We start from the raw sequence: 26,881 nt of genomic DNA on the forward strand, positions 1-26,881 counted from the left end.
GGGCTCTCCTCGGCGGTTCGCGCCGAGGCTAGGCCGGGCGGGCGCGCCAGGCCTTGCGCCGCCTCAAAGCTCCGCGAAGGGCAGGGCCTGGCGGGCATCTCCCTGCCAGGGGCCGTGGAACATCTGCAGGATGCGGTCCGCCTGGGTCATCCCGCTCTCCACGATCTCCCAGAGGGGGGCGAGATAGATCTCCTCGCCCAGGCCGCGCGCCTTCAGCCCGCCCTCGCTGATGGTGAGCGCATCGCGCGCCACGTCGCGCAGCGAACGGCCGGCGATCTCGGCCTCGAGCGCCAGGCGCGGTGCATCGTCGCGCAGCTGGTGCATCTGCGCGACGGTCCAGCCCTTCGTCAGCGCGCGCGCCGCCTTCTGTGCCGCGTCGTCATAGATCAGGCCGACCCAGAAGGCGGGCTGCGCCTGGATCATCGCGGCCGAACCGGAATCGGAGCCGCGCATCTCCAGGAACTTCTTGAGGCGCACCTCGGTGAAGACGGTGGTCACATGATCCGCCACATCGCCCATCGTGGCCGGGATGCCGGGCAGGCTCTCGAGGCCCGTCGTCATGAACCGCCGGAAGCTCTGGCCCGTCGCGTCCAGCAGCTTGCCGTCGCGCGCCACGAAATACATCGGCACGTCCAGCACGTATTCCGCGAAGCGCTCGAAGCCGAAGCCCTCCTCGAAGACGAGGCCCGGAATGCCCGTGCGGTCCGGGTCCGTGTCGGACCAGACATGGCCGCGCAGCGACTTGTAGCCCGAGGGCTTGCCCTCGCGCAGCGGCGAGGAGGCGAAGAGCGCGGTGGCGAGCGGCTGAAGTGCCAGCGAGACGCGCAGCTTCTCCACCATGTCGGCCTCGTCGCCGAAATCGAGGTTCACCTGCACCGTCGAGGTGCGGAGCATCATGTCGAGGCCCAGGCTGCCGCGCGTGGGCATGTAGCGCCGCATGATCGCGTAGCGGCTCTTGGGCATCCAGGGCATGTCGTCGCGCCGTGCCACCGGATGGAAGCCGAGCCCCGCGAAGCCGAGGCCGAGCGGCCCCGCCACCTCGTGCACATCGCGCAGATGGGAGGCGAGTTCGAGGCGCGCGGCATGGAGATCCTCCATCGGCCCGCCGGAGAGCTCGAACTGCCCGCCCGGCTCCAGGCTGACGGACGCCGAGGCCCGCGTCAGGCCGATGACGTTCGCGCCGTCGCGGATCGGCTCCCAGCCTTTGGCCTGGATGCCTTCGAGCATCGCGCGGATGCCTTGGTTCTCGTAGTCGGGCGGCGTGAAGTCGCTGCGGCGGAAGCCGAACTTCTCGTGCTCCGTGCCGATGCGCCAGTCGGATTTCGGCTTGCAGCCGGCGGCGAACCATTCGGCCAATTGGCGCGCGGAGGTGATCGGCGTGGGGTCAGCCTGGCCGGGATTGGACATGCGGTTGCTTTCGTTCCTGTCAGATCAGCGCCGGGCATCAAGTGCCAGGGAGATGGCACCCAGTCCCGCCACCAGCGCCGTCTCCGCGCGGAGGATGCGCGGCCCCAGTGTTGCGAGCGATACAAAGGGGCGCCGGGCCAGATCGTCAAGCTCAGGGCGCTCAAAGCCGCCCTCGGGGCCAACGAGAAAGCCGCAGGGCGCCGTGAGTGTTTCCAAAATGTCATGCAGGGGCCGCGCCTCGCGCCGCTCCGCCGCGACGATCAGCGGGCCGTTGGCCCAGCCGTCGAGCACCGCGTGCAGCGGCCGCGCCTCGCCCAGCAGGGGCACGGAGAGGCGCTCGCATTGCTCGGCCGCCGCGCGGGCGATGGCCGAGAGGCGCTCGGTGTTGCTGTGGCCGGCGACGCAGCGGCGCGTCAGCACGGGCTGGATGCGCGTGGCCCCCAGCTCCGTCGCCTTTTCCACCGCCCAGTCCATCGCCTCGCGCTTCAGGGCGGCGATGAGCGCCACGAGTTCGGGCTCGGGCGCGGGAGCCCGCAGCCGCTCGCCCAGGCGCAGCGCGCCGCGATCCTTGCGCAGCGCGGTCAGCTCGGCCGTGAATTCGCCATCCGTCGCGTTGAAGGCCACCAGCGCGGCCCCGGGCGCGCGGCGCAGCACATGGCCGATATGGTGCGCCTGGGCCGGGGTGAGGGCGAGCTCGACTCCCGGGGCGAGGGGGCCTTCGGCGTGCAGACGGGGGATGGACATGCGCTGATCTGACGTGCTGCAACAAAGCATGCAAGAGACGCGCGGCTATACGGATATCCGCACCGGCGGGCTGGTCGCGAACCTGCCGCCCGGCTGGCGCCCCTATGCGCTGCTGATGCGGGCCGACCGGCCCATCGGCTCCTGGCTGCTCTTCCTGCCCGGCTTCTGGGGCATCACGCTCCAGGCGACGGGCTGGCTGCAAGGCATCTGGCTCACCGCCCTCTTCTTCGTCGGCGCCATCGTCATGCGCGGCGCGGGCTGCGTGGTGAATGACCTCTGGGACCGCGACATCGATCGCCAGGTGGAGCGCACGCGCGGCCGGCCGCTCGCCTCGGGCGCGGTCTCGCCGCGCCAGGCGGTGGCCTTCCTCGCGCTGCTCTGCGTCATCGGCCTCGCGGTGCTGCTGCAGCTCAACAGCGCGGCGATCTGGCTCGGCGTCCTCTCGCTGCTGCCCATCCTGATTTATCCGCTTGCCAAGCGCGTCACGGATTATCCGCAGCTCGTGCTGGGCTTCACCTTCGGCTGGGGTGCCCTGATGGGGCCGGTGGCGGCGAGCGGCGGGCTCAGCCTCGCCATGCTGGTCCTCTATGCGGCCACGATCTTCTGGATCCTGGGCTATGACACGGTCTACGCCCACCAGGACCGCGAGGATGACGCGATGGTGGGCATCCGCAGCACCGCGCTCAAGTTCGGCGCCAGGACGCGGCCCTTCCTCGCCGCCTGCTACGCGATGACGCTGGCCCTGCTGGCGCTGACCGGCTGGATATCCGGCCTGAATGCCTGGTTCTACCTGGCCCTCGCCATGCCGGCCGCGGTGCTCGCCTATCAGGTGTGGGACCTCGATATCCACAATCCCGGCCATTGCCTGACACTGTTCAAGCTGAACCGCGAGGTGGGGCTGCTGGGGGGCCTCGCCATCCTGATCGGGCGCCTGTGAGCGCGGCGCCGGAGACGGCGCGGGACGTGGAAGCCTTCATCCGCGCCCAGACCGCCATCGCCGAGACGCCGCTGCTGCCGGGCCTGCGCCTGCATCTGGCGAGCGAGATCACGCCCATCTGGCAGGCGAGCGAGGAATTCCTGCGCGAGGCCGGCATCGAGCCGCCCTTCTGGGCCTTCGCCTGGCCGGGTGGGCAGGCGCTGGCGCGTGCCATCCGCGACGCGCCCGCGATGGTGCGGGGCCGGCGCGTGCTGGATTTCGCCGCCGGCTGCGGCATCGCCGCCATCGTGGCCGCGCAGTCGGGGGCGGCGCTGGTGGAAGCGGCGGAGATTGATCCGCTCGCCATCGCCGCCATCCGGATGAACGCCGCGCTGAACGGCGTGACGGTGGCGACGCTGGCGGAGGATGTGGTGGGCAGCCCCTGCCGCTGGGACGTGATCCTCTGCGGCGATGTCTGCTACGAGGCGCCGATGACGGCGCATATCCTGCCCTGGCTGCGCGCCATGGCGGCGGCGGGCGCCGAGGTGCTGGTGGCCGATCCCGGCCGCGCCTACTTGCCGCGCGAGGGGCTTCTCGCGCTCTCCACCCACGCCGTGCCGACCACGCTGGAGCTGGAGGACGGCATGGAGAAACGGGTCACCATCGCCCGATTGCTGCCTAATTGACGCCATGAGCGGCTGGGAGATTTCCCTGCATGTGGCCCGCCTTCCTCGCAGCCCTGCTGCTCACCATCCCGCCTGCCGGCGCCCAGACCAAGCGCGACTATGACGCGCAGGGGCGCAACATCGGGCGCACCGAACGCAATGGCGACACGCTGCGGCAATACGACGCCCAGGGGCGTTCGACGGGGCGCAGCGAGTTCCGCGGCGACACGCGGCGCGACTATGACGCGCAGGGCCGCAGCGTGGGTCGTGTGGAGCGCAGCGGCGATACGCTCCGGCAATATGACGCCCAGGGGCGCAGCACGGGCCGCAGCGAGGTGCGGGGCGACACCACGCGCCATTACGACGCGCAGGGCCGCAGCACCGGCCGCTCGGAAGTGAGCGGCGACACGATCCGTCACTACGATGCGCAAGGCCGGCTGACGGGTCAGACGCGGCGCTGACGCGCCCTGCCGTGAGGCTGACTGACGCCCCTGGCGACATCGCCAGGGACGATCAGGCTCACACGCCGCCCCAGACCTCCTCGGCCACCTCGACGCAGAGGCGCAGCTTCGCCCATTGCTCCTCGACGGTGAGCACATTGCCCTCCTCCGTCGAGGCGAAGCCGCATTGCGGGCTGATGGCGAGCTGCTCGAGCGGCGCGTATTTCGCCGCCGCCTCGATGCGACGCTTCAGCAGCTCCTTCGATTCCAGCGCGCCGCGCTTGGAGGTGACGAGGCCGAGCACGACCGTCTTGCCCTTCGGCAGGAAGCGCAGCGGCGCGAAGGAGCCGGAGCGCTCATCGTCATACTCCATGAAGTAGGCGTTGACGTTGATGCCGTTGAACAGCACCTCGGCCACCGGGTCGTAGCCGCCCTGGGCGATGTGCATGGAGCGGAAATTGCCGCGGCAGAGATGCATGGAGACGAACATGTCCTCCGGCCGGCCGGCGATGGCGCGGTTGATGAGCTCGGCGTATTTGCCGAGCAGCCCCTCCGTCTCCTCGCCGCGCGCCTTGAGCTGCGCGATCTGCTCGGGGTCGCAGAGATAGGCGATGTTCACCTCATCGAGCTGGAGGTAGCGGCAGCCGGCGGCGGCGAAATCGGCCACGGCCGCGGCATAGGCTTCGCCCAGATCGGCGAAGAAGCCCGCCATGTCCGGGTAGGTGTGGGCATCCACCGCGCGGCGCCCGCCGCGGAAATGCAGCACGGAGGGGGAGGGGATGGTGATCTTGGGCGCCGCGCCGCCGGCATTCGCCGCCACGAAGCCGTAGTCGCGCACGAAGGGGTGGCCCTCATAGCGGATGGGGCCCGTGACCTTGAGGCCATAGGCCTTGGTCTGGCCGCCCTGGAACTGGATACCCTGGTCGGCCTCGTACATCTCCACGCCGCCCAGGCCCGCCAGGAAGTCGAAATGCCAGAAGGCGCGGCGGAACTCGCCATCGGTGACGGCCTTGAGGCCGATGGCCTTCTGTTCGGCGATGACCGTGGTGATCGCGGCGTCCTCGGCGGCGCGCAGCGCCTCGGGGCTGAGCGTCCCGGCGGCGCGGGCGGCGCGCGCCTCGCGCAGCGGGATGGGGCGGAGCAGGCTGCCGACATGGTCGGCGCGGAAGGGCGGCTTGGACATGGTGTTTCCTTCTTCAGGCTTGCATGATGAGCGGGGTCACCCCCGGCTCGCCGGTGGCGAGGATCAGGCGGAGGTTGCGGCGAGCATTCTCGGCGTGTTCGCGCATCAGCCCCTCGGCGCGGCTGCCCTGGCCGGCGGCCAGCGCCTCGACCAGCAGGTGGTGCTGGTGGTGCGCGTGGCGCAGCAGCGCATGGCGCGCGGCCGCACTGCCTTCATGCGGGACGAGGGCGGAGGCGGCGGCGAAGGGCAGGGCGGTGATGGCGGCCAGCGCGCGGTTCAGCGCGGCATTGCCGGCCGCCTCCAGCAGGATTGCATGCAGTCGGGTGTTCATGTCGCCATAGGCGTCGAGCGCCACGGCATCGAGGGCGGGCGCTTCCAGCGCCGCGTCGCCGGCGGCGAGGCAGGCCTCCAGCGCCTGGCGCGCGGCCGGGGCCAGGCCCTGCTCGGCGACGAGGCGGGCGGCCATGCCTTCGAGCTGGCCGCGCACGGCGATGGCGTCCTCGATTTCGGGCAGGGTGAAGCGGCGCACCAGGAATCCGCCGCCGGGCGAGGCCTGGACCAGGCCCTCCGCCTCCAGCTGAGCCAGCGCGAGGCGGATCGGCGTGCGGGAGACGCCGAGCGCCTCGGCGAGCGGGATCTCGGCGAGGCGGCTGCCGGGCGGGTGCTCGCCCGCGAAGATACGGGCGCGCAGCGCCTGGGCGATGCGGGTGGGATGGCCGGCCATGCGCCGCTTCTGGCGCAGCGCCTTATTGCATGCAATACGTTACAAAGTAACCCAGCTGCGCGTTGGCCTCACGCGTCCACGCTGGCGCCCGTCTCGCGCACGAGGCGGCCCCACTTCTCTGCCTCGGCGCGGGCGAAGGCCGCGAATTGCTCGGGCGTGCCGCCCTGCACGAAGGCGCCCTGGTTGGTCAGCAGCTCGCGCAGCGCGGGCTCGGCCAGGATGGAATCCACCTCGGCGGCGAGGCGCGCGGTGCGCTCGCGCGGCGTCGCCGCATGGGTGCAGAGGCTCATCCAGGTGGCGGAGAGGAAATTGGGCGCGCCCTGCTCGATCAGCGTCGGCACCTCGGGCAGCATGGAAAGGCGCTCGCCATGCGCCACGCCGATGGCCTTGAGCCGCCCGTCGCGGATGAAGGGCGCGATGGAGACCGCCGCGTCGAACATCGCCTGGGTCTGGCCGGCCACGATGGAGGTCAGTCCCGGCGCCGAGCCGCCGAAGGGCACCGAGGTCACGTCGCCGCCGCCCGCCATGCTGCGGAACATGGCGATGGAGAGGTGCGAGGGCGTGCCCACGCCCGCATTGGCGAAGGCGAAGCCCGAACCCTGGCGCCGCGTCAGTGCCACCAGTTCGGCCAGGTTGTTGGCGGGCACGGAGGGATGCACCGCCAGCACCAGCGGGATCACGCTGATCAGCGAGGCGAAGCTGAAATCCCGGAAGGGGTCGTAGGGGAGGTTGCGGTAGAGGCTCGGGTTGATCGCGATGGGCCCGGAGGGCGTGGCGAAGACCGTGTGCCCATCGGGCGGCGCCTGCAGGAAGTTCTGCACGGCGACGATGCCGTTGGCGCCGGGCCGGTTCTCCACCACCACCGGCTGGCCCCAGCGCTCGGCCAGGCGTTGCGCCACGCGGCGCGCCTGGGCATCGGCCGAGCCGCCGGCGGCGACCGGGACGATGAAGCGCATGGGGCGGCTCGGGTAGGCCTCCTGCGCGGCCGCCAGGCCGGGGGCCAGGGCAGGGGCGGCGAGCAGCCCGGCGAGGGCGCGGCGGCCAAGGGTGATGTCGGACATGCGGTTCACTCCCGGAATGCGCCCCGCCGTTCCGGGACGGGGCGCATATGGCGGGCGTGCAACGATTTGTCCATCACGATTCGACGGATCAGCCGTCGAAGACGATGTTCCGCTCGCGGATGATGCGGCCCCATTTCTCGCTCTCGGCCGTCACATGGGCGCGGGCGGCGGCGGCATCCGTGCCGCGCAGCAGGAAGCCCGCCTGGGCGCCGCGGGCCTGGACATCGGGCTGGCGCAGCGCCTCGTTCGCCACCTCCTGCAGGCGGGCGGCGATGGGGTCGGGCGTGGCGGCGGCCAGCCACCACATCACCCAGGAATAGGCCTCGAAGCCGGGCACCACGGTCTCGCTGAGCGTGGGCAGGTCGGGCAGGGTGGGCAGGCGTTCGGCGGTGCCGACGGCGAGTGCGGGGATGCTGCGATCGGCGATCATGGCGGCGGCCGAGGGCAGGTCGAGGATGGAGAAATCCACCCGGCCGGCGCGCAGCTCCACCAGCGCGGGCGCGCTGCCGCGGAAGGCGACATGGGTGATGTTCGCGCCCGTCATCGAGCGGTAGAGCTCGCCCGCCAGATGCGCGGGATTGCCCACGCCGCCCGAGGCGAAGGTGAAGCGGCCCGGATTGCGCTGGATGACCTGGTGCCACTCCTGCACGGTCCGCGCCGGGAAGTCGGGGCGGACGACGAGGACGGTCGGCGTGATGGCGAGCAGGCTGAGCGCCCGGAAATCCCGCACCGGGTCATAGGGCGCGGGGTTCATCATGAAAGGCGCCGTCAGGGAGGAGATGGTGGCCGCCAGCACGGTGTGGCCATCCGGCGCCTCGCGCGCCACGAAGCCCGAGCCGACGGTGGCGCCGGCGCCGGTGCGGTTCTCGACCAGCACGGATTGGCCCAGCGCCGCCTGGGCATGCGGCGCCATGAGGCGGGTCAGCACATCCGGGCTGCCGCCCGCGGGAAAGGGAACGACGAGGCGGACGGAACGGCTCGGCGCCCAGCGCGTCTGTGCCAGCGCGGGCGCCGCCAGCACGGGGGTTGCGGCGAGGGCGGCCAAAAGCTGGCGGCGGTTGGTCATGGTCATCTCCGGTTGCAACAGGCGCACCGGCATTTCGTCCCGGGGTGGACATAATGCAATCACCCGGCAGGGAACAGGGGTCGCGTTGCCGTTCATCTTGCATCGCGGGCACGAAGTGGCACCTATGGCGCACGCGAAGGAACCGACCCATGGCCGAAGACGACGTCACCCTCACCGGCGCGGTGAAGGACAAGCTGATCAGCAGCAAGGAGAAATGGGCGCGCGAGGGCCGGCTGCTGACCGGCATGGCCGGGCAGGACCGCCTGCCGCCCGGACAGCGCCTCGTCACCGATTTCCCCGTGCTCGACCTCGGCGTGCAGCCGGAGGTGAAGCTCGACCGCTGGCGCCTGCGCGTGGAGGGGCTGGTCGAGAATAAGCTCGCCTTGGATTGGGACGCCTTCCAGGCGCTGCCGCAGCGCGAATGGAAGAACGACATCCACTGCGTGACGGCCTGGAGCCGCTACGACAACATCTGGCACGGCGTCGCCGCGCGGGAGCTGCTCGCACTGGCGCGGCCCAGGCCCGAGGCGCGCTTCATCGTCTTCCATTCCTATGACGGCTACACGACGAACGTGCCGCTCGAAGTCTTCGCGGCCGAGGATGCGCTGGTGGCGCACAGCTGGAACAACGCGCCGCTGGAGCGCGTGCATGGCGGCCCGGCGCGCGTCGTCATCCCGCGCTACTACTTCTGGAAGAGCGCGAAATGGGTGACGCGCATCGAGCTCCGCGCCGAGGACCAGCCCGGCTTCTGGGAGGTGCGCGGCTATCACAACAACGCCGACCCCTGGCTGGAGGAACGCTATGGTTGATCGCCGCGCGCTTCTGGCGGGGTTGGCCCTGAGCACACCGGCGCTCGCCAGCACGCCCAATGCCTTCGACTTCACCTTCCAGGCGCTGGAGGGCGGGCCCATGCCGCTCGCGCAGTATCGCGGCCGCGTGCTGCTGGTGGTGAACACGGCGAGCTTCTGCGGCTTCACCCCGCAATACGCCGCGCTGCAACGCCTGCATGACGCGCATGAGGCGCGCGGGCTGACGGTGGTGGGCGTGCCGTCGAACGACTTCAACCAGGAAAGCAACGACGCCCGGAAGATTCGCGACTTCTGCGACGGGATGTTCGGCATCACCTTCCCGATGACGGCGCTGAACCATGTGCGGGGTGAGCGCGCCCACCCCTTCTTCGCCTGGGCGGCGCGCGAGGCGGGGCCGGTGCGCTGGAATTTCCACAAATACCTGGTGAGCCGCGACGGGCGCCGCGTGCAGGGCTTTTCCACGCAGACCGCGCCGGACTCGCCTCCCATGCTCCGCGCCATCGAGGCGGCGCTGGCGGCGCCGCCCTCGGCCTGATGGAGTTCCTGCCGGCGGATGCCACCTTCTATGGCCTGCCGCTCGCCTTCCTGCTGGGGGCGGCGGTGGGCGCCGAACGGGAATGGCGGCACAAGCCGGGCGGGCTTCGCACCTGCGCGCTGGTCGCACTCGCCAGCGCGGCGGTGGCCGACCTGATGCTGGCCCAGGTGACGCCCGCCAATCTCGGCGCCGGCTATGGCGCGGTGATGACGGGCGTGGGTTTCCTCGGCGCGGGCATGATCATGCGCGACGGGACGACGGTGCGCGGCCTCTCCACCGCGGCCACCATGTGGTGCGTGGCCGCGATCGGCCTGCTGGCGGGCGCTGCCGAGACGATCGGCGCCTTGCTGCTGGCCGCCATGGTGCTGGCGGTGAACATCCTGCTGCGCCCGGTCACGGACTTCGTCCGCCGCCGCCGGCCGGCGCCCCGGCAGGACAGCCCGCACGAGGATTGAGCCCCAATTCATGTGCGTGCCCTTGTTCCCCCGAAGGCCCCAGGTCTAGCCTTCGCCCCGCCCATGAAGGCGGAGGAAACCCATGAAGAAACTCATCGCGGCGGCACTGCTCGCCGCATTCCCGGCCCTCGCGCAGGAGCCGCTGGCGGTGCGCGAGATCGGCAGCCTGCACATCGGCGGCCGCATCGCCACCATCGAGGGGCTGGAGACGCGCGAGATCGTCTTCTCCCCGGGCGCGCCGCCCATGCGGCTCAATCCGAACGGGCAATTCCGCGTCGAGCAGATGTATGCCCAATACGTCCGGTTGCAAAACCCGCGCGCCCGCTATCCGCTGCTGCTCTGGCATGGCGGCGGCCTGACCGGCGTGACCTTTGAGACCACGCCCGATGGGCGGCCGGGTTGGCAGATGTTCTTCCTCCGCCAGGGCCATGACGTCTTCACATCCGACGCCATGGAGCGCGGCCGGAGCGGCTGGGCGCGCTTCCCCGAAATCCTCCCGGGCGAGCCGGTCTTCCGCACCATGGGCGAGGGCTGGGGCCTCTTCCGCGTGGGCCCGCAGGAGGGCTGGAACGCCAATCCGGCCCAGCGCCGCGCCTTCGACAACACGCGCTTCCCCGTTCCCGCCTGGGACCAGTTCATGGCACAGGCCGTGCCGCGCTGGGCGACGACGGACCGGCAGATCCAGGCGGCCTATGACGCCTATGTCCAGGCCGCCTGCCCCTGCGTGATCGTCGTGCACAGCCAGGGCGGCAATTTCGCCTTCAACGCGGCGCTGACCGCGCCCGACAAGGTGCGCGCCATCATCGCGATCGAACCGTCGGGTGCGCCGCCCGCGACCGCCGATGCGGCGCGGGTGCGGGGCATTCCGCACTTGGTCGTCTGGGGCGACCATATCGAGGGCAATGCCTTCTGGCGCGGCGTCCGAACCAATGTGACCCGCTGGCAGGAGCAGATCCGCGCCGCGGGCGGCGTCGCCGAGACGTTGGACCTGCCGGCTTCCGGGATCGCCGGCTCCTCCCACATGATGATGATGGACACGAACAGCGATGAGGTCGCCGCCCGCATCCAGGCCTGGATCCAGTCGAAGGGGCTGATGCGCTGATCCTGATCGGCATCGGCGCCAGCCTGCCCACGCCCGATGGCACACTGCCGCGCGCAACCTGCCGCGCGGCGGCGGCGGCGCTGGACGCGCTGCCCGGTTTGCGGCTGCGGGCGCTCTCCCGCTGGTGGGAGAGCGCGCCCATCCCGCCCATGCCGGGCGCCCCCTGGTTCGTGAACGGCGTGGCGCGGCTGGAGGGCGAGGCCGATCCCGAGGCGCTGCTGGCGGCACTCCATGCGATCGAGGCGGCGCATCACCGCGCCCGGCCCTATCCCAATGCGCCGCGCACGCTCGATCTCGACCTGCTGGATTGCGACGGCGCGCTGCGGGACGGCCCGGGCCTCATCCTGCCCCACCCGCGCCTGCATGAGCGCGCCTTCGTCCTGCGCCCGCTGGCCGAGGTGGCGCCCCGCTGGCGGCATCCGCGCGCGGGGGCGGGGGTGGATGCGCTGATCGCACGCCTGCCCCCGCAGGAGATCGCGCCGCTCGGGCCCTGAGCGCTTGCGGAGTCGGGCCGCAACGCTTATCTGGAAGTTTCGCCGCGGCGCAACATCTCGCGCCCGCCCCTGTCACTTGCTGCCCCCGAGGTGCCCCATGGCGCGCGTTACCGTCGAAGACTGCGTCCTCCAGGTTCCCAACCGCTTCGAGCTCGTCCTGCTCGCGGCCCAGCGCGCCCGCAACATCAGCCGGGGCGAGAGCCTGACCCTCGACCGCGACAATGACAAGAACCCCGTCGTCGCCCTGCGCGAGATCGCCGAGCAGACGGTCGAACTGCCCGCCCTGGAGCAGGACCTCATCAAGTCGCTCAGCCGCGCGCCGGAGCCGGAGCCCGTCGAGGACGAGGTGATGGACCTGATCGACACGAACGAGAACATCTTCGGCGTGATGGACGTGAACGAGGAGCTGCCGGCCGATATGGGCGGCGACGACTTCTCGCCCGACGACCTGGAAGCCCAGCTGGCCGCCGAGCTCGGCGGCCGAGGCGACTGAGCGCCCCCCGGTGAAACCTGGCGCCACCCCGGATGAGCCGGTGGTGGCGCGCGCGCCGGATGGCGTCTCGGGTGGCGCGGCGCCAGTCCCGGGCCTGGATGCCGTCCTCGAATTCTGCGGCCGCGTCACCGCCGCCGACCCCCGCCTCGACGCCGACCTGATCCTGCGCGCCGGGCGCTTCGCGGCCGAAGCCCATGCGGCCCAAGCCCGCCAGAATGGCGAGCCCTACATCATCCATCCCGTGGCCGTCGCCGAGATCCTGGCGAGCTACCACCTTGACAGCGCCACCATCGCCACCGCGCTGCTGCATGACGTGGTGGAGGACACGCCCCACAGCCTCGCCGAGATCGAGAAGCGCTTCGGCGCCGAGATCGCGCGCCTCGTGGATGGGGTGACCAAGCTCTCCCGCATCGAGGTGCAGAGCGAGCGCACCAAGCAGGCCGAGAATCTCCGCAAGCTGCTGCTGGCGATGAGCGAGGATCTGCGCGTCCTGCTCGTGAAGCTGGCCGACCGGCTGCACAACATGCGGACCATCGGCTTCGTGACGAAGCCCGAGAGCCGGCTGCGCACGGCGCGCGAGACGCTCGACATCTACGCGCCTCTCGCCGAGCGCATCGGCATGGAGGCGCTGAAGACCGAGCTGGAGACGCTGGGCTTCCGCGAACTGAACCCCGATGCCTGGGCCACCATCGCCCAGCGCCTGACCTATCTGCGCGGCCGCTCGGCCGACATCATCCCCGAGATCGAGGCCGAGCTGCGCGAGGCGCTCGAGATCAACAACGTGCCGGTCGAGGAGGTCTCGGGCCGCGAGAAATCGCCCTATTCCATCTGGCGCAAGATGCAGGCGAAGAACGTGGCGTTCGAGGGCCTCTCGGATGTGATGGCCTTCCGCATCATCGTGCCCGAGCGCGCGCATTGCTACATGGCGCTCGGCGCCATCCATGATGCCTTCAAGGTGATCGCGGGCCGCTTCAAGGACTACATCTCCACGCCCAAGACCAATGGCTACCAGTCGCTGCATACGGGCGTGCTGCTGCCGGGGCGGCGGGACGAGGCGAAGATCGAGGTGCAGATCCGCACGCGGGAGATGCACCACATCGCCGAATACGGTCTCGCCGCGCATTGGGTCTACAAGCAGGGCGGCCAGGCGGCGGCGGCGAAAAGCTACCCCTGGGTCCGCGCGCTGATCGACATCCTGGAGACCGAGCCCGAGGTCCAGGACGCGATGGAGGCGACGAAGCTCGAACTCCATCGGGAGCTGGTCTTCTGCTTCTCGCCCAAGGGCGACCTGATCGAGCTGCCGCAGGGCGCCACGCCCGTGGACTTCGCCTATCACGTGCACAGCCAGGTGGGCGACACCTGCGTCGGCGCCAAGGTGAATGGGCGCATCGTGCGCCTCGATCACAAGCTGCTGAACGGCGACCAGGTCGAGATCATCACGGCCAAGGGCGGGCAGCCCAACCCGGCCTGGATGAAGTTCGTGAAGTCGGGCAAGGCACAAGCGCGCATCCGCCGCTTCGCCCAGGCCGAGGAGAAGCAGCGGCAGCGCGACGAGGGGCGCACCGCCATCGTCAAGGCCTTCCGCCAGAACGGCCTCGAGTTCCAGGAGAAGCTGCTGGAGCCGGCGGTGAAGGCGCTCAGGCAATCGGGCATCGAGGAGATGTTCCACGCGGTGGCCGCCGGCAGCATCTCGGCGCGCGACGTGGTGAACGCGGCCTTTCCGGAGCTCCGCACGCCGGCGCGCGGCCTGGAGCCGATGGGGCTGGTGGGGCCGCGCGGGCGGCTGGGCGGGCGCAACGGCAAGAGCCAGACGGCGGTGCCCGCGGCCCCCATCACCGGCGTGGTGGCGGGCATGCAGCTGCATTTCGCCCAGTGCTGCCACCCCATCCCGGGCGACCGCATCGTCGGCATCGTCACCACGGGCAAGGGGGTCACGGTCCATACCCAGGATTGCCACATGCTGGAGAATTTCGTGGCGACGCCGGAGCGTTTCCTCGACGTGGACTGGGAGCAGGAGGCGCTGGGCCCGGCCGCGCATGTGGTGCGGCTGTCGGTCTCGGCGGTGAACGGGCCGCAACTGCTTTCGGGCGTGGCCAATGCCATCAGCAAGCAGAAGGGCACGCTGACCAACCTGCGCCTCTCCCGCCGCGAGGATGACGAGTGCGAATTGGCGCTGGACGTGGAAGTGCGGGACACGAAGCACCTGGCCGAGGTGATGGGCACGCTGCGCGCCTGCGAAGGCGTGGTGCGGGTGGATCGGGCGCGCGGATGACGTCCATCGCCGCGCGGACTGGTCGCGCGCCCTTTTCTTGTGCCCAGTAGCGCCGGGCGCTCCCTCCGGCCGCTTCGCGGCCGGATTCTCGGAGCGCGTAACAGCTTTTGATGGGGCCTCGATGATCCTCGGGATAGGAAACGATGTGTGCGACATCCGCCGGATCGAGCAGGTGATGGAACGGCATGGCCAGCGCTTCCTGGAGCGCGTCTTCACCCCCCTGGAGCGCGCGAAGGCGGAGCGGCGGACGGAGCGCATCCGGGCCGGCACCTATGCCAAGCGCTTCGCGGCCAAGGAGGCGGCGAGCAAGGCGCTGGGCACGGGCTTCCGCGCCGGCGTCTTCATGCAGGATCTGGGCGTGGTGAACCTGCCTTCGGGCAAGCCCACGCTGCGCCTGACGGGCGGGGCGGCGGAGCGGCTGAAGGCGATGACGCCGCCCGGCCACCGGGCCGAGATCCAGCTGACGATGACGGATGAGTACCCTTACGCCAGCGCCATCGTGATCATCAGCGCGGTGCCGCTCGGCACCTGAAGGCACGGGCGCCAGGGCCGCTCTTTTCGGCGGAAGGGAGCGGCCTTCCTTGACACCCGCAACCCCGTGCGCTCAACCCTGCAGTTCCCCCGGTGGTCCCCCCCTTTCCATGGCGAAAAGCTCCTCCTTGATGTCGAAGAAGAAGACGGGCGGCTGGCTCGAGAGCGTCAAGACGATCGTCTATGCCGCGCTGATCGCCATCGGCATCCGCACGGTCGCCTTCGAGCCGTTCAACATCCCCTCGGGCTCGATGATCCCGACGCTGCTGGTGGGCGACTACCTCTTCGTCTCCAAGTATTCCTACGGCTATTCGCGGCATTCCATGCCCTTCAGCCCGAACCTGTTTTCGGGCCGCATCTGGGGGACGACGCCCGAGCGGGGCGATGTCGCGGTGTTCAAGCTGCCGCGCGACACGAGCCAGGACTACATCAAGCGCATCATCGGCCTGCCGGGGGACATCGTGCAGGTGCGGCGCGGCATCCTGCACCTGAACGGCCAGCCGCTGCGCCGCGAATCGCTCGGCCCCTTCGTGGCGGAGGGCGACGGGCCGCGCATGACGGTGCAGCAGTACCGCGAATTCCTGCCGGGTGGGCGCAGCTTCCTCATCATCGAGCAATCGGATGACGGGCCGCTCGACAATACGCCGGAGTTCCGCGTGCCCGATGGCCACGTCTTCGCCATGGGCGACAACCGGGACAACAGCCTGGACAGCCGCGTGCCGAGTGCCGTGGGGATGATCCCCATCGAGAATCTGGTGGGCCGGGCGGAGTTCATCTTCTTCTCGGTGGATGGCAGCGCGCGCTGGTGGGAGGTCTGGGGCTGGCCCTTCGCCATCCGCTACTCCCGCCTGCTGAGCGCCGTCCGATAGACGGCCGCCGATGACCGCCGGGCTGCAGGAGCGCCTGGGGCACCGTTTCCGCGATCCGGGCCTGCTGGAGCATGCGCTGACCCATCGCTCGGCGGCTGACCCGCGCCGGCGCATGCTCGATTCGAACGAGCGCCTGGAATTCCTGGGTGACCGCGTGCTGGGGCTCTGCATGGCCGAATGGCTGGCCGAACGCTTCCCGCAGGAGCGCGAGGGGGACCTCGGCAAGCGGCTCGCCACGCTCTGCTCGCAGGAGGTGATCGCCCCCATCGCCGAGCGCATGGGGCTCGCCGCCGCGCTGCGCGTGCCGCCCTCCGAGGGGCGGACAGGGCTGCGTGCGCGTGCCACCGTGCTGGCCGATGCGCTGGAGGCGGTGCTGGGGGCTCTGTATCTGGATGGCGGGCTCGAAGTGGCGCGCGCCGTGGTGCGGCGCGAATGGGCCGAGGCCATGGCGATGGACGCCAAGCCGCCGGTCAGCGCCAAGAACCGGCTGCAGGAATGGACGCTCGGGCGGGGGCTCGGCCTGCCTGAATATGCGATGCTCTCGACCAGCGGCCCCTCGCATGCGCCGGTGTTTGTCGTGCAGGTGACGGCGGCCGGCCGCTCGGCCGAGGGCATGGGCGAGAGCAAGCGCGCGGCGGAACAGGCGGCGGCCGAGGCCTGGCTATCAGGGATTTCGACATGAGTGATGTATCGGCCCAGCGTTGCGGCTTCGTGGCCATCCTGGGCGCGCCCAATGCGGGCAAGTCCACGCTGGTGAACGCGATGGCGGGCACCAAGGTGACCATCGTCTCGCCCAAGCCGCAGACCACGCGCTTCCGCGTGCGGGCCGTGCTGATCGAGGGCGAGGCGCAGATCGTGCTGGTCGACACGCCCGGGATTTTTGCCCCGCGCCGCAGGTTGGATCGGGCCATGGTCTCGGCTGCCTGGGGTGGGGCGAAGGACGCCGATTTCGCGCTGCTGCTGGTGGATGCGAAGACCGGCATCACCGAGACGGTGCGCGGCATCATCGAGCGGCTCGCCGAGCAGAAGCGCACCGTCTGGCTCGCGCTGAACAAGGTGGACCTGATCGAGCGCGAGCAGTTGCTGCCGCTGGCGGCGAAGCTGCACGAGATGCTGCCCTTCGCCGAGACCTTCATGATCTCGGCCGAGAAGAACAAGGGCCTCGACCGGCTGCGCGCCAAGCTGGCGGAAGCCATGCAGCCCGGCCCCTGGATGTTCCCGGAGGATGAGCTTTCCGACCTGCCGAACCGCATGTTGGCCGCCGAGGTGGTGCGCGAGCAGATCCTCCGCCAGACGCATGAGGAAGTGCCGCATCACGCGAGCGTCGAGACGGAGCAATGGACCGAGCGGCCGGATGGCAGCGCGCGGGTGGATTGCACCATCTATGTCGGCCGCGCCTCGCAGAAGGCGATCCTGATCGGCGATGGCGGGGCGCGCATCAAGGAGATCGGCCGGCGGGCGCGGCTGGAGCTGACGGCGCTGCTGGAGCGGCCGATCCACCTGTTCCTCAATGTGAAGGAACGGCCGGGCTGGGATGAGGAGACGGGGCGGATCAGGGCGCTGGGGCTGGAGGATGAGGGGTGAGGGGAGTGTGCTTGCGCTTGTTTAGCTGCCTCGCGCCCATGTCGGGTGCGCCCGGCTGACTGGCTAATCCCTCAAAGCGTACATCCTGGAACAAGCCGGATCTGCCGGGTACGGCGGGTAGAAGCGTGAGGTAGATCAGAGTTTTCTCAGCTGCTCCATCACCCGGCGGGTCGCATCCACGATGATCTGCTGGTCGGAACTGAACCCGCCCTGAAAGGCACTGGCGACGAGCCGTTCGATGTGAATAGGTGGAAATGGCCGACGCTTCATGGGGTTGTCGCCGTTCCAGTACAGCGCCCAAAGGCCGTCGCCGAGGCGCTGCAGGAAGCGGATGATGCGCTGTAGTTCCGACACCCGCGTTGCTGAGAAGAGGTCCACCGCCTCGCTTTTGGAAGCCATAGGGTGTGCGTAGATTTCGGTCCGGATGGGACGATACGACGCTTCAAAAACCTTCCGATAGCGATCACGGGCGGTCCGAACGGCCCGAAAATCGCGCGCCGTTGGGACGTAGGTGCCCTTCAGGTAATCGGGGAGCCAGCTGTCGGCATTGTCGCTGGTCCTGCGTTTGCGGTCAGCGAGGCGCTGCGCGGTAAACAGTTCGCGGTTGTTGGCCTGCGCAGCAGTGACCAGCTTATCGAGGCTGTGGCGCGCGTCTTTACCTTGGTCAAAGGTTCGGCCGAGCGCGATGAACAACGTTGTCTGGTTCGCTCGCTGCACAAGATTCCAAAAGTCTGGAGCCTCGTTCAACTTTGCGAGGAGGCCAGCGTCGTTCCCCGCGAGGTGATTTATCGCCGCTATCGCGTAGAAACATCGCGCGGCTGTCGCAACGTCTGTCTGGAAGCCTTCAAGTAATTCCTCGAAGACTGCATCGTCTGAGTGAGTCGAAGGCAGCATGCCGCGTTCCTGTTATGCCGCCAGGTCAACTTGTGACGGGAGTGGGCTTACTCACGACTTTCCAGGGCGTGTGTGCCAACTCCGTCCGGCTGCGGCAAGCAGGACTCGCTGGTGGGCGTGTCGGATCTTCGAGGTAAAGCTTGTAGGGATCGACAACTACCTAACGTGGCGCGGCTCAAGAGGGTTCGCTGAGTATGCCGGCTGCGCCGCAACCGTCTGTCCGCTTTCGGCCAACCCACGACTCCGTGCCCAATTCCCGCTAATCCCTCTCTATGTCCCTTGAATGGCACGCCCCCGCCGTGGTCCTGGCCGCCCGCCCGCATGGCGAGGGGGCCGCGGTCGTCACCGTGCTCACCGAAGCCCATGGCCGCCACGCCGGCCTTGCCAAGGGCGGCGCCTCGCGCGCCCAGGCCGCGCTCTGGCAGCCGGGCAACCTGGTCGAGGCGCGCTGGGTGGCGCGGCTGGCGGATCAGCTCGGCAGCCTCTCGGGCGAGATGGTGCATGCCGCCGCCTCCCTGGCGCTGGACGACCCGCTGGCGCTCTCCGTCCTCACCGCCGCCTGCGCCGTGGCCGAGGGCGCGCTCCCCGAGCGCGAGGCGCATCCGGGCTGCTTCCACGGCCTGGTCGGCGTGATCGCGGCGCTCGCCCGCGGCCCGGAACACGCCCTGCCGCGCCTCGTCCATTGGGAGGCGACGCTGCTCGCCGAACTCGGCTACGGCCTCGACCTCACGGCCTGCGCCGCCACCGGCACCACGGAAAACCTCGTCTTCGTCTCCCCCAAGTCCGGCCGCGCGGTCTCGGCCGAGGCCGGCGCACCCTATGCCGACCGCCTTCTCCCCCTGCCGGCCTTCCTGCGCGACCCCACGCAGCCCTCCGATGTGCAGGAATGGCTTGCGGGACTCCGCGTGACAGGCTTTTTCCTCACCCGCGATGCCTTCGGCCTGCAGCACCGCCCGCTCCCCCCCGCGCGGGAGGCCCTGCAGGACCGCTTGACCTTGATGACGGGAGCCAGCGATGGCCGATGATGTGGTGAAAGAGGGCGGGGAGATCCGCGAGACGCGGCTCGGCGAGGCGCTGAGCGGGCGTTACCTCGCCTATGCCATGTCCACCATCATGGCGCGCTCCCTGCCGGATGTGCGGGATGGGCTGAAGCCGGTGCATCGCCGCCTGCTCTGGGCCATGCACCAGCTCAAGCTCGACCCCGATGCCGGCTTCAAGAAATGCGCGCGCATCGTGGGCGACGTGATGGGCAAGTACCACCCGCATGGCGATGCCTCGATCTATGACGCGCTGGTGCGCCAGGCGCAGGAATTCGCCGCGCGCTACACCCTCGTCGAGGGGCAGGGGAATTTCGGCAATATCGACGGCGATAACGCGGCCGCCATGCGCTACACCGAGGCGCGGCTGACCGAGGTGGCGCAGGCGCTGCTCTCCGGCATTGACGAGGACACGGTAGATTTCCGCGCCACCTATGATGGCGAGGATCGAGAGCCCGTCGTCCTGCCCGCCGCCTTCCCCAATCTGCTGGCCAATGGCGCGACGGGCATCGCCGTCGGCATGGCGACCAGCATCCCGCCGCACAATGCGGGCGAGCTGTGCAGCGCCGCACTCGCGCTCATCGCCAACCCCCAGATCAGCCATGCCGAGCTGCTGACCCATGTGCCCGGCCCGGATTTCCCGACCGGCGGCGTGCTGGTGGAGAGTGCGGAGAACATCGCCGAAGCCTATGCCACCGGCCGCGGCGGCTTCCGCCTGCGCGCGAAATGGGATGTCGAGCGCGCGAAGGGTGGTGCCTGGAGCATCGTCGTCACCGAGATCCCGTATCAGGTCCAGAAGTCCAAGCTGATCGAGCAGGTGGCGCTGCTGCTGGAGGAGAAGAAGCTCCCGCTGCTGGCCGATATCCGCGACGAGAGCACGGATCAGGTGCGCCTGGTGCTGGAGCCGCGCAACCGCACGGTGGAGCCCGCCGTGCTGATGGAGACGCTGTTCCGCGCGACGCAGCTGGAAAGCCGCTTCAGCCTGAACATGAACGTCCTCGATGCCGACCGCACGCCGCGCGTCATGTCGCTGCGCGAGGCGCTGCGCGCCTGGCTCGACCACCGCCATGTGGTGCTGCTGCGCCGGACCAACCATCGCCTCGCCGCCATCGCGCGGCGGCTGGAGGTGCTGGACGGCTACCTCATCGCCTATCTGAACCTCGACGAGGTGATCCGCATCATCCGCACGGAGGATGAGCCGAAGCCCAAGCTGATGGCCGCCTTCAGCCTGACCGACGTGCAGGCGGAAGCCATCCTCAACATGCGGCTGCGCGCGCTGCGCCGCCTGGAGGAGATGGAGATCAGGCGCGAGCACGAGAAGCTCAGCAAGGAACAGAAGGGGCTGCAGGCCCTGCTTGCCAGCACGGCCAGGCAATGGGCGGCGATCGGCAAGGAGATCGAGGAGACGCGGAAGAAGTTCGGCGATGGCGCGCTGGGCAACCGCCGCACCGCCATCGGCTCCGGCCTGCCCGCCGTCGCCGTGGATGAGAGCGCCTTCATCGAGCGCGAGCCGCTGACCGTGGTGCTGTCGGAGAAGGGCTGGATCCGCGCGCTGAAAGGGCACCTCGCCGAGGATGCCGAGCTGCGCTTCAAGGAGGGCGACCAGCTCGGCTTCCGCCTGCACGCGCAGAGCACCGACCGCCTCGTCATCTTCGCCAGCAACGGCAAGGCCTATACCTTGCGCGCCGATACGCTGCCGCGCGGTCGCGGCGATGGCCAGCCGCTGCGCCTGATGATTGATCTGCCCAACGAGGATGGCGTGCTGGCGATGTTCCTGCCCACGGAGGGTGCCCGCTACCTCGTCGCCGCCGGGGACGGCAAGGGCTTCCTGGTGGAGGGCGCCGAACTGCTGGCCGAGAAGCGCACGGGCAAGCAGGTGCTGGTGCTGGAGGGCATGACCCGCGCCGCCCTCTGCGTGCCGGCCGAGGGCGACCACGTGGCCGTGCTGGGCGAGAACCGCAAGCTGCTGGTCTTCCCGATCGAGCAATTGCCCGTGATGACGCGAGGCCGTGGCGTGCAGTTGCAATCCTACAAGGATGGCGGGCTCGCGGATGCCAAGGTCTTCACCCGCGCGGAGGGCTTGAGCTGGCGCCTGGGCGAGCGCATGCGCGTCGAGACCGACCTCACCACCTGGCGGGGCAACCGCGCCGGGGCGGGCAAGGCCCCGCCCAATGGTTTCCCCCGCGGCAACCGCTTCGGGAGCTGAATGATGCGCCGTATTCTTCTCGCCGGTCTTTTCCTCACCCTGGCCCTGCCGGCCCAGGCGCAACAGCGCACCAGCCCGCATGACGGCACCTATGAGGGCACGCGCGTCCAGGAATGCCAGGCGACCGGCCGCTCGGGGCAGGCTCGGGTGACGGCGCGGCTGCGCGGCAACCGCTTCGAGATTGACGCCCTGCCGGGCGACCCGCCGCTGGAGGCGACGGTGGGCGCCAATGGCGCGGTGACGCTGCCGCCCTTCGGCCTGTTCGGCGCGGGCACGGGGCAGATCTTCGAGGGCGCGAACAATGCGCGCCGCTTCACCGGCAGCCATCCCGGCCGCCGCTGCCAGATGGTCTATGACCTGCGCCGGGTGTCCACAAGAGTTAGATGATGCCCTCAGACGCCGGGCGCCCGCTCCGCGCGCTTGGCTTCGCCGCGCCATAAGGTCTGTGGGGCGGCGCCGGCCGCGGTGCGGCCGGATGTGTTTCGGGCGCGTTGAACTTCTGGGTCTGGCTCCGGGCCGTCAGCCCGCGATGACGCTCTCGCCCGAGACCGGCGCATCCTCGCCGAGCGGCGTCCATTGCCCCTGGACCAGCACCTCGGCCGGCCGGTAGCCGGCCTTGTAGGCCATCTTCCGGCTCTCCGCGACCCAATAGCCGAGATAGACATAGGGCTGACCCCCGCGCACCGCCTCGCCCAGCAGCCACATCACGGCATAGGCGCCGAGGCTGCGGCGATCCTCCTCGGGGGCGAAGAAGCTGTAGACGGCGGAGAGCCCGTCCGAGAGCCAGTCGGTCAGGCAGGCGCCGAGCAGCCGGCCCGTGCCGTCGCGGAACTCGACCAGGCCCGTGGTGATGGGCGTGTCCTCCACCATGGCGCGATAGTCGTAGAAGCCCATCGCCGCCATGTCGCCGCCCGGGTGGCGCGTCTGCTGGTAGTGCTGGAAGAGGGCGAATTGCTCGGCCGTGGCGCGGGCGGGCACGGGCCGCACCTCGAGGTCGGCGTTGCGGGCGATGATCTTGCGCTGGGTGCGGTTGGGCATGAAGTCGGCCGCGCGCACGCGGATCGGCACGCAGGCGCGGCAGCCGGGGCAGACCGGCGAATAGGCGATGTTATGGCTGCGGCGGAACCCCGCGCGGGAGAGGCGGTCGTGCAGCGCCTCGGCATCCGGGCCGGTCAATTCGGTCACGATCTTCCGCTCCGTCCGGCCCGGCAGATAGGGGCAGGGGAGGGGGGTGGTCGTGTAGAAGAATTGCGGGCGTCGGGTTCTGCTTTGCAAGCCCCGATATTTGCGTCTCGGCGTCGCCGTTGCAACCCGGGCAGCTCAGTCCGGCACCTTGAAATAGGTGGGAATCAGCGCCGATCCGCGGTTCGTGGCGTCGAAGACATGCAGGCCGAGCTCGGCCGCCAGGCTCTTGAACACGGCGACCCCCCGGACCGAATTGCCCCGCGCATCGAGGCGCGGTGAGAAGGTGGCCAGCCCCAACTGCCGGCTGACGATGCCCAGGATGCCCCCGCCCACGCCGCTCTTGGCCGGAATGCCCACGTCATGCGCCCAATTGCCCGAATAGTCATAGACGCCGCAGCTGAACATGACGGAGAGCGTGTCCCGCACCGCCCCGACCTCGAAGACCTGCCGGCCGGTCCAGGGCTGTTCGCCCAGATGGCCCAGCGTGGCGCCGATCCGCGCGAGGTCGGTCGCGGTCGCCAGGATGGAGCATTGCTTGAAATACAGCTCCAGCACGGGCTCCACCGGGCCCGCGAGCGCGCCGGCCGAAAGCAGGAGATGCGCGATGGCGCGGTTGCGGTGCCCGGTCTCCGCCTCGGAGCGATAGACCGCCTCGTCCAGTGCCAGGCGCCGGCCCGCCGCCTGGGAGAGGCGGTCCAGCACCGTCTCGAAGGCGGCCTCGCCCAGCACCCCATACAGCAGGCCTGAAATGGCGATGGCCCCGGCATTCACCATGGGGTTGTAGGGCCGGCGGGTCACCGGATCGAACTCGATGGCGTTGAAGGCGTCGCCGCTCGGCTCCACGCCGACGCGCGCGCGCACCGCCTGGGGCCCGGCCAGCTCGAGCGCCAGGCAGAAGGTCAGCGCCTTGGAGATGGACTGGATGGTGAAGGGACGCTCAGCCTCGCCCACGCTGAACTCATGGCCCTCGGCGGTCGCGATGGCGATGCCGAAGCTGTCCGGCTCCACGCGGGCCAGCTCGGGGATGTAGTCGGCGAGCGCGCCCTCGCGCAGCGGGGTATAGCGGGCCAGGATTCGCGGCAGGATGCGCTCGATCTCGGGGCGCTGAAGTTCCGTCGACATATGTCAGTCTCCGGGGCGGATGCCGGCGGCCTGGACGATGGCGCGGAACTTTTCAAGCTCGGCCCGCCAATAGGCCGCGAACTCCGGCTGCCCGCGATAGGTGATGGGGGTGGCGATCCGCTGGAAGCCCTCGATCACGGCCGGGCGCTGCAAGGCGCGCTCGCAGGCGGATTGCAGGCGGTCGAGCACGGGGGGCGGCGTGCCGGCCGGCGCGAAGAGGCCGGCCCAGATGGAATGCACCAGGTCGAAGCCCTGTTCGCGCAGCGTGGGCACATGGGGGAATTCGGCCGTGCGCGCCTCGGCCATCACGCCGACCGCGGTGAGGTTGTTGGCCTGGAGCGGCCCCGGAAGGTCGGCATAGACCATGACATCGCCGCGCAGCAGCGCGATCACCGCCTCGGCGCTGCCGCGGAAGGGGACGTGCACCATCTCGACATTGGCCTGGCGGGCGAGTGCCACCATGACGATGTGCGGGATCGAGCCCTGGCCGGCCGACCCATAGGTGAAGCCACCCCGCGCGGCGCGCGCGGTGGCGACGAGCGAGGCCGCGTCGCGCACCGGGCCGGTGGGGGCAGCCATCATCATCACCGGCGCGTCGCCAACCTGGCAGAGCGGCGCGAAATCGGTGACGCGATAGGGCAGGTCGTTGCGGAAGAAGGGCTGGATCGCCATGGGCCCGGTGGTGGAGAGCAACAGCGTGTTGCCATCCGCCCGGGCGCGCGCGACTTCCGCCGCGCCGATGGCGCCCCCTGCGCCGGTCGTGTTCTTCACGATGACCTGGGTGCCCAGCATCTCGCTCATCTCGGGCGCCATGAGGCGGGCCATCCGATCGGCCGAGCCGCCGGCGCCGAAATTCACGACGATGGTGATGGGCGTCTGGGCCCTCGCCGCCGCGAGCGGCAGGGCAAGGCAGGCAAGAAGCAGAAGGGCGCGGCGCATCGGGGCTCTCCCAATTGGACGCCAGAGGCTCGCGCGCCCGCGCCGCGCGTGACAGGCGGGGCGGGGGCGGAATTTCGCGCCCCCAGCCCCGATCTGCCTCAGAGAGGGCGCAAACGTGCCCGTGTTTCAGCCATCAGGCACAGGATCTCGAACATCATGGTCGCACCCACCATCGCCGTATTGCCCGAGGGGTCATAGGGCGGCGAGACCTCGACCAGGTCGGCCGCGATGACGTCCAGGCCGCGCAGGCCACGGAGAATCCGCATCGCCTCGCGGGGCGTGAAGCCGCCCACCTCGGGCGTGCCGGTGCCGGGCGCGAAGGCGGGGTCGATGCTGTCGATGTCGAAGGTGAGGTAGGCGGGGCCGGGGCCGGCCACGCGCCGGGCCTCGGCCGCCACGGCGTCGGGGCCGAGATCCACGCATTCCTCGATCGTCATGATGCGGATGCCCACCTCGCGCGCCCAATCCATGTCCTCAGCCGAATAGAGCGAGCCACGGATGCCGATCTGCACCACCCGCTTCGGGTCCAGCAGGCCTTCTTCGATGGCGCGGCGGAAGGGCGTGCCATGGGTGTAGCGCGTGCCGCCGAAATAGGTGTCGTTCGTGTCCGAGTGGCTGTCGAAATGCACCATGCCGAGTGGGCCGAGGGCGGGCTCGGCGCGGGCGATGCCGCGCAGCAGGGGCAGGGAGAGCAGGTGGTCGCCGCCCGCCGCCAGCGCCCAGGCGCCGGCGCGCCGGATCTTCGCCACCGCCTCGGTCACGAGGTCGAGCGTCTGCATGAGGTCGGTCGGGTTGGTGGGAAGGTCGCCGACATCCGCCACGCGGCAGAGGGTATAGGGCTCGGTCAGGCTGATCGGATGCACGCGGCGCATGAGACCGGACGCCTCGCGCAGTTGGCGTGGGCCGTGGCGGGTGCCGGGGCGGTTGGTGGTGCCGCCGTCGAAGGGGATGCCGATCAGCGCGATGTCGAGGCCCGTCGCGTCCTCGCGCACCGGCAGCCGCATGAAGGTGCAGGGGCCGGCGTAGCGGGGGATGCTGATGCCATCCAGCGGGCGGGGCCAATCGGACATGCGGGGGAAGCTCCTTCTCTGCGCGGAGAAGGAGCCTAACCCTGCTTAGTCGCCCGGGCGAATCCCCGCCGCCTGGACGATGCCGCGGAACTTCTCAAGCTCGGAGGCCCAGAAGGCCGCGAAGTCACGCTGGTTGCGGAAGACGATGGGGGTGGCGAGGCGCTGGAACCCCTCGATCACGGCGGGCGCCTGCAGCGCGCGCTGACAGGCGGCCTCGACGCGGGCCAGGAATTCCGGCGGCGTGCCGGCCGGGGCAAACAGGCCGGACCAGATGGAATAGACCAGGTCCGCGCCCTGCTCGCGCGCCGTCGGCGTGTTGGGGAATTCCGCGGTGCGGCGCTCGGCCAGCAGGGCCACGGCCTGGAGGTTGTTGGCGCGCAGCGTGCCCGGCTGGTCGGCGAAGATGCTGACATCGCCGCGCAGCAGCGCCGTCACCGCCTCCGCATTGCCGCGATAGGGGATGTGCGTCATCGGCACGCCGGCCGCGCGCGCCAGGGCCACGGTCGCGATATGCGGCAGCGAGCCCGGGCCGGTGGAGCCGAAGTTGAAGCTTCCATTCGCCTCCCGCGCGCGGGAGACGACCTCGGCGAGACTCCGCAGCGGGCTGCCGGGGGCTGACATCACCACCACGGGCGTATCGGCCACTTGGCAGATCGGCGCGAAATCAGCGGGCCTGTAGGGCAGGTCCGCGCGGAAATGCGGCTGGATCGCCATGGCGCCGATGGGCGAGAGCAGCAGCGTGGCGCCGTCCGGCCGGGCGCGCGCCACTTCCGCCGCGCCGATGCCGCCGGCGGCGCCGACGCTGTTCTTGATCACCACCTGGGTGCCCAGCGCCGCCGAAAGCTCGGGCGCCAGCAGGCGTCCCATCAGGTCCGACGGGCCGCCGGCCACGAAGTTCACGACGACGGTGATGGGCGCCTGGGCATATGCCGCACCGGGCAAAGCGAGGATGGCAAGCGCGGCCAGCCGCGCGAAGAGGCTTCGCATGGTCGTTCCTTCCCTGTTCGGCGGTCCTCTGCGGGGCCGCTCCGGCATGAGCCTAGAGCAGGGGAGGCGCGCGGGGGAACCTCCCCCAGAG

General features: G+C 70.1%; 29 protein-coding genes. 17 read left to right on the forward strand and 12 right to left on the reverse strand.

Going from position 1 to position 26,881, the window contains the following annotated elements; translation table 11 throughout:
- Positions 1 to 63: 63 nt before the first annotated feature.
- Both ACQ860_RS20490 and ACQ860_RS20495 read right to left on the reverse strand, forming a co-directional pair.
- Positions 64 to 1,407 carry a glutamate--cysteine ligase gene (locus ACQ860_RS20490; RefSeq protein ID WP_431305178.1) on the reverse strand — a complete coding sequence of 448 codons (1,344 nt, stop codon included), beginning with the start codon at positions 1,405 to 1,407 and terminating at the stop codon, positions 64 to 66.
- A 24-nt stretch (positions 1,408 to 1,431) separates the two neighbouring features.
- The gene (locus ACQ860_RS20495; RefSeq protein WP_431305179.1) at positions 1,432 to 2,151 is read right to left on the reverse strand and encodes an RsmE family RNA methyltransferase; all 720 of its coding nucleotides are present in this window, start codon (positions 2,149 to 2,151) and stop codon (positions 1,432 to 1,434) included.
- A 28-nt stretch (positions 2,152 to 2,179) separates the two neighbouring features.
- On the opposite strand from ACQ860_RS20495, the gene ubiA reads away from it, so the two are divergent.
- From ubiA to ACQ860_RS20510, 3 genes are read left to right on the forward strand one after another with little or no spacing between them, the layout of a single operon-like run.
- Entirely contained in the window at positions 2,180 to 3,088 is a 909-nt protein-coding gene (gene ubiA, locus ACQ860_RS20500; RefSeq protein WP_431305180.1) for a 4-hydroxybenzoate octaprenyltransferase, read from the forward strand.
- A complete protein-coding gene (locus tag ACQ860_RS20505; protein ID WP_431305181.1) occupies positions 3,085 to 3,753 on the forward strand; it encodes a class I SAM-dependent methyltransferase in 669 nt (222 codons plus the stop codon). Before ubiA ends, ACQ860_RS20505 begins: the two co-directional genes overlap by 4 nt.
- Before the next feature lie 29 nt (positions 3,754 to 3,782).
- Entirely contained in the window at positions 3,783 to 4,193 is a 411-nt protein-coding gene (locus ACQ860_RS20510) for a type IV secretion protein Rhs (RefSeq protein WP_431305182.1), read from the forward strand.
- Positions 4,194 to 4,251: 58 nt separating this feature from the next.
- Here ACQ860_RS20510 and ACQ860_RS20515 read toward each other — a convergent pair whose 3' ends face one another.
- The 4 genes from ACQ860_RS20515 to ACQ860_RS20530 form a co-directional block, all read right to left on the reverse strand.
- Positions 4,252 to 5,355, reverse strand: a complete 1,104-nt coding sequence (locus ACQ860_RS20515) for a 5-methyltetrahydropteroyltriglutamate--homocysteine S-methyltransferase (protein ID WP_431305183.1) — start codon at positions 5,353 to 5,355, stop codon at positions 4,252 to 4,254.
- A 13-nt stretch (positions 5,356 to 5,368) separates the two neighbouring features.
- Positions 5,369 to 6,079, reverse strand: a complete 711-nt coding sequence (locus tag ACQ860_RS20520) for a GntR family transcriptional regulator (protein ID WP_431305184.1) — start codon at positions 6,077 to 6,079, stop codon at positions 5,369 to 5,371.
- 68 nt (positions 6,080 to 6,147) lie between these two features.
- Entirely contained in the window at positions 6,148 to 7,140 is a 993-nt protein-coding gene (locus tag ACQ860_RS20525) for a Bug family tripartite tricarboxylate transporter substrate binding protein (RefSeq protein ID WP_431305185.1), read from the reverse strand.
- 88 nt (positions 7,141 to 7,228) lie between these two features.
- A complete protein-coding gene (locus ACQ860_RS20530) occupies positions 7,229 to 8,206 on the reverse strand; it encodes a Bug family tripartite tricarboxylate transporter substrate binding protein (RefSeq protein ID WP_431305186.1) in 978 nt (325 codons plus the stop codon).
- Positions 8,207 to 8,355: 149 nt separating this feature from the next.
- On the opposite strand from ACQ860_RS20530, the gene ACQ860_RS20535 reads away from it, so the two are divergent.
- The 11 genes from ACQ860_RS20535 (at position 8,356) to era (ending at position 17,350) form a co-directional block, all read left to right on the forward strand.
- Positions 8,356 to 9,015 carry a sulfite oxidase-like oxidoreductase gene (locus ACQ860_RS20535; protein ID WP_431305187.1) on the forward strand — a complete coding sequence of 220 codons (660 nt, stop codon included), beginning with the start codon at positions 8,356 to 8,358 and terminating at the stop codon, positions 9,013 to 9,015.
- Positions 9,008 to 9,550, forward strand: a complete 543-nt coding sequence (locus ACQ860_RS20540; RefSeq protein ID WP_431305188.1) for a glutathione peroxidase — start codon at positions 9,008 to 9,010, stop codon at positions 9,548 to 9,550. The genes ACQ860_RS20535 and ACQ860_RS20540 overlap by 8 nt, the downstream gene beginning before the upstream one ends.
- Positions 9,550 to 10,005 (forward strand): MgtC/SapB family protein, encoded by a 456-nt coding sequence (locus ACQ860_RS20545; protein ID WP_431305189.1) that lies wholly within the window; start codon positions 9,550 to 9,552, stop codon positions 10,003 to 10,005. The genes ACQ860_RS20540 and ACQ860_RS20545 overlap by 1 nt, the downstream gene beginning before the upstream one ends.
- 82 nt (positions 10,006 to 10,087) lie before the next feature.
- Positions 10,088 to 11,107 (forward strand): alpha/beta fold hydrolase, encoded by a 1,020-nt coding sequence (locus ACQ860_RS20550; RefSeq protein ID WP_431305190.1) that lies wholly within the window; start codon positions 10,088 to 10,090, stop codon positions 11,105 to 11,107.
- Between the two features lie 44 nt (positions 11,108 to 11,151).
- Positions 11,152 to 11,601 carry a 2-amino-4-hydroxy-6-hydroxymethyldihydropteridine diphosphokinase gene (gene folK, locus ACQ860_RS20555; RefSeq protein ID WP_431305795.1) on the forward strand — a complete coding sequence of 150 codons (450 nt, stop codon included), beginning with the start codon at positions 11,152 to 11,154 and terminating at the stop codon, positions 11,599 to 11,601.
- 97 nt (positions 11,602 to 11,698) lie between these two features.
- A complete protein-coding gene (gene rpoZ / locus ACQ860_RS20560) occupies positions 11,699 to 12,094 on the forward strand; it encodes a DNA-directed RNA polymerase subunit omega (protein ID WP_213615049.1) in 396 nt (131 codons plus the stop codon).
- A 10-nt stretch (positions 12,095 to 12,104) separates the two neighbouring features.
- Positions 12,105 to 14,366 carry a RelA/SpoT family protein gene (locus ACQ860_RS20565; RefSeq protein WP_431305191.1) on the forward strand — a complete coding sequence of 754 codons (2,262 nt, stop codon included), beginning with the start codon at positions 12,105 to 12,107 and terminating at the stop codon, positions 14,364 to 14,366.
- 121 nt (positions 14,367 to 14,487) lie between these two features.
- A complete protein-coding gene (acpS, locus tag ACQ860_RS20570; protein WP_431305192.1) occupies positions 14,488 to 14,898 on the forward strand; it encodes a holo-ACP synthase in 411 nt (136 codons plus the stop codon).
- A 130-nt stretch (positions 14,899 to 15,028) separates the two neighbouring features.
- Positions 15,029 to 15,766 (forward strand): signal peptidase I, encoded by a 738-nt coding sequence (gene lepB / locus ACQ860_RS20575; protein WP_318648228.1) that lies wholly within the window; start codon positions 15,029 to 15,031, stop codon positions 15,764 to 15,766.
- Between the two features lie 10 nt (positions 15,767 to 15,776).
- A complete protein-coding gene (gene rnc, locus ACQ860_RS20580) occupies positions 15,777 to 16,448 on the forward strand; it encodes a ribonuclease III (protein ID WP_431305193.1) in 672 nt (223 codons plus the stop codon).
- Positions 16,445 to 17,350 (forward strand): GTPase Era, encoded by a 906-nt coding sequence (gene era / locus ACQ860_RS20585; protein ID WP_431305194.1) that lies wholly within the window; start codon positions 16,445 to 16,447, stop codon positions 17,348 to 17,350. Before rnc ends, era begins: the two co-directional genes overlap by 4 nt.
- Positions 17,351 to 17,485: 135 nt before the next feature.
- On the opposite strand, the gene ACQ860_RS20590 is transcribed toward era, so the two are convergent.
- Positions 17,486 to 18,244, reverse strand: coding sequence for a hypothetical protein (locus ACQ860_RS20590; RefSeq protein WP_431305195.1), 759 nt, complete (start codon positions 18,242 to 18,244; stop codon positions 17,486 to 17,488).
- A gap of 272 nt (positions 18,245 to 18,516) precedes the next feature.
- On the opposite strand from ACQ860_RS20590, the gene recO reads away from it, so the two are divergent.
- The 3 genes from recO to ACQ860_RS20605 are packed head-to-tail and all read left to right on the forward strand — an operon-like array spanning position 18,517 to position 21,874.
- Positions 18,517 to 19,269 (forward strand): DNA repair protein RecO, encoded by a 753-nt coding sequence (recO, locus tag ACQ860_RS20595; protein ID WP_431305196.1) that lies wholly within the window; start codon positions 18,517 to 18,519, stop codon positions 19,267 to 19,269.
- Positions 19,259 to 21,487, forward strand: coding sequence for a DNA topoisomerase IV subunit A (parC, locus tag ACQ860_RS20600; protein WP_431305197.1), 2,229 nt, complete (start codon positions 19,259 to 19,261; stop codon positions 21,485 to 21,487). Before recO ends, parC begins: the two co-directional genes overlap by 11 nt.
- Positions 21,488 to 21,490: 3 nt before the next feature.
- Positions 21,491 to 21,874, forward strand: coding sequence for a hypothetical protein (locus tag ACQ860_RS20605; protein WP_431305198.1), 384 nt, complete (start codon positions 21,491 to 21,493; stop codon positions 21,872 to 21,874).
- 132 nt (positions 21,875 to 22,006) lie between these two features.
- Here ACQ860_RS20605 and ACQ860_RS20610 read toward each other — a convergent pair whose 3' ends face one another.
- The 5 genes from ACQ860_RS20610 to ACQ860_RS20630 form a co-directional block, all read right to left on the reverse strand.
- On the reverse strand, positions 22,007 to 22,762 hold the full coding sequence (locus tag ACQ860_RS20610; RefSeq protein ID WP_431305199.1) for an arginyltransferase: 756 nt from the start codon (positions 22,760 to 22,762) through the stop codon (positions 22,007 to 22,009).
- A gap of 45 nt (positions 22,763 to 22,807) precedes the next feature.
- Positions 22,808 to 23,794, reverse strand: coding sequence for a glutaminase A (glsA, locus tag ACQ860_RS20615; RefSeq protein WP_431305200.1), 987 nt, complete (start codon positions 23,792 to 23,794; stop codon positions 22,808 to 22,810).
- Positions 23,795 to 23,797: 3 nt separating this feature from the next.
- Positions 23,798 to 24,733: a Bug family tripartite tricarboxylate transporter substrate binding protein gene (locus ACQ860_RS20620; protein WP_431305201.1), complete on the reverse strand. Its 936-nt coding sequence runs from the start codon at positions 24,731 to 24,733 to the stop codon at positions 23,798 to 23,800.
- 98 nt (positions 24,734 to 24,831) lie between these two features.
- Positions 24,832 to 25,803, reverse strand: a complete 972-nt coding sequence (speB, locus tag ACQ860_RS20625; protein WP_431305202.1) for an agmatinase — start codon at positions 25,801 to 25,803, stop codon at positions 24,832 to 24,834.
- 45 nt (positions 25,804 to 25,848) lie between these two features.
- Positions 25,849 to 26,790: a Bug family tripartite tricarboxylate transporter substrate binding protein gene (locus ACQ860_RS20630; RefSeq protein WP_431305203.1), complete on the reverse strand. Its 942-nt coding sequence runs from the start codon at positions 26,788 to 26,790 to the stop codon at positions 25,849 to 25,851.
- Positions 26,791 to 26,881: the final 91 nt, after the last annotated feature.

It is taken from the genome of Sediminicoccus sp. BL-A-41-H5 (genome assembly GCF_050632405.1).
Classification (GTDB): domain Bacteria; phylum Pseudomonadota; class Alphaproteobacteria; order Acetobacterales; family Acetobacteraceae; genus Roseococcus.

Coding starts and splice junctions, on each gene's coding strand:
- ACQ860_RS20490 (WP_431305178.1), bottom strand. CDS start 1,407: ATGTCCAATCCCGGCCAGGCTGACCCCACGCCGATCACCTCCGCGCGC.
- ACQ860_RS20495 (WP_431305179.1), bottom strand. CDS start 2,151: ATGTCCATCCCCCGTCTGCACGCCGAAGGCCCCCTCGCCCCGGGAGTC.
- ubiA (WP_431305180.1), top strand. CDS start 2,180: ATGCAAGAGACGCGCGGCTATACGGATATCCGCACCGGCGGGCTGGTC.
- ACQ860_RS20510 (WP_431305182.1), top strand. CDS start 3,783: ATGTGGCCCGCCTTCCTCGCAGCCCTGCTGCTCACCATCCCGCCTGCC.
- ACQ860_RS20515 (WP_431305183.1), bottom strand. CDS start 5,355: ATGTCCAAGCCGCCCTTCCGCGCCGACCATGTCGGCAGCCTGCTCCGC.
- ACQ860_RS20520 (WP_431305184.1), bottom strand. CDS start 6,079: ATGGCCGGCCATCCCACCCGCATCGCCCAGGCGCTGCGCGCCCGTATC.
- ACQ860_RS20525 (WP_431305185.1), bottom strand. CDS start 7,140: ATGTCCGACATCACCCTTGGCCGCCGCGCCCTCGCCGGGCTGCTCGCC.
- ACQ860_RS20530 (WP_431305186.1), bottom strand. CDS start 8,206: ATGACCAACCGCCGCCAGCTTTTGGCCGCCCTCGCCGCAACCCCCGTG.
- ACQ860_RS20535 (WP_431305187.1), top strand. CDS start 8,356: ATGGCCGAAGACGACGTCACCCTCACCGGCGCGGTGAAGGACAAGCTG.
- ACQ860_RS20540 (WP_431305188.1), top strand. CDS start 9,008: ATGGTTGATCGCCGCGCGCTTCTGGCGGGGTTGGCCCTGAGCACACCG.
- ACQ860_RS20545 (WP_431305189.1), top strand. CDS start 9,550: ATGGAGTTCCTGCCGGCGGATGCCACCTTCTATGGCCTGCCGCTCGCC.
- ACQ860_RS20550 (WP_431305190.1), top strand. CDS start 10,088: ATGAAGAAACTCATCGCGGCGGCACTGCTCGCCGCATTCCCGGCCCTC.
- rpoZ (WP_213615049.1), top strand. CDS start 11,699: ATGGCGCGCGTTACCGTCGAAGACTGCGTCCTCCAGGTTCCCAACCGC.
- acpS (WP_431305192.1), top strand. CDS start 14,488: ATGATCCTCGGGATAGGAAACGATGTGTGCGACATCCGCCGGATCGAG.
- lepB (WP_318648228.1), top strand. CDS start 15,029: ATGTCGAAGAAGAAGACGGGCGGCTGGCTCGAGAGCGTCAAGACGATC.
- rnc (WP_431305193.1), top strand. CDS start 15,777: ATGACCGCCGGGCTGCAGGAGCGCCTGGGGCACCGTTTCCGCGATCCG.
- era (WP_431305194.1), top strand. CDS start 16,445: ATGAGTGATGTATCGGCCCAGCGTTGCGGCTTCGTGGCCATCCTGGGC.
- ACQ860_RS20590 (WP_431305195.1), bottom strand. CDS start 18,244: ATGCTGCCTTCGACTCACTCAGACGATGCAGTCTTCGAGGAATTACTT.
- recO (WP_431305196.1), top strand. CDS start 18,517: ATGTCCCTTGAATGGCACGCCCCCGCCGTGGTCCTGGCCGCCCGCCCG.
- parC (WP_431305197.1), top strand. CDS start 19,259: ATGGCCGATGATGTGGTGAAAGAGGGCGGGGAGATCCGCGAGACGCGG.
- ACQ860_RS20605 (WP_431305198.1), top strand. CDS start 21,491: ATGCGCCGTATTCTTCTCGCCGGTCTTTTCCTCACCCTGGCCCTGCCG.
- glsA (WP_431305200.1), bottom strand. CDS start 23,794: ATGTCGACGGAACTTCAGCGCCCCGAGATCGAGCGCATCCTGCCGCGA.
- ACQ860_RS20620 (WP_431305201.1), bottom strand. CDS start 24,733: ATGCGCCGCGCCCTTCTGCTTCTTGCCTGCCTTGCCCTGCCGCTCGCG.
- speB (WP_431305202.1), bottom strand. CDS start 25,803: ATGTCCGATTGGCCCCGCCCGCTGGATGGCATCAGCATCCCCCGCTAC.
- ACQ860_RS20630 (WP_431305203.1), bottom strand. CDS start 26,790: ATGCGAAGCCTCTTCGCGCGGCTGGCCGCGCTTGCCATCCTCGCTTTG.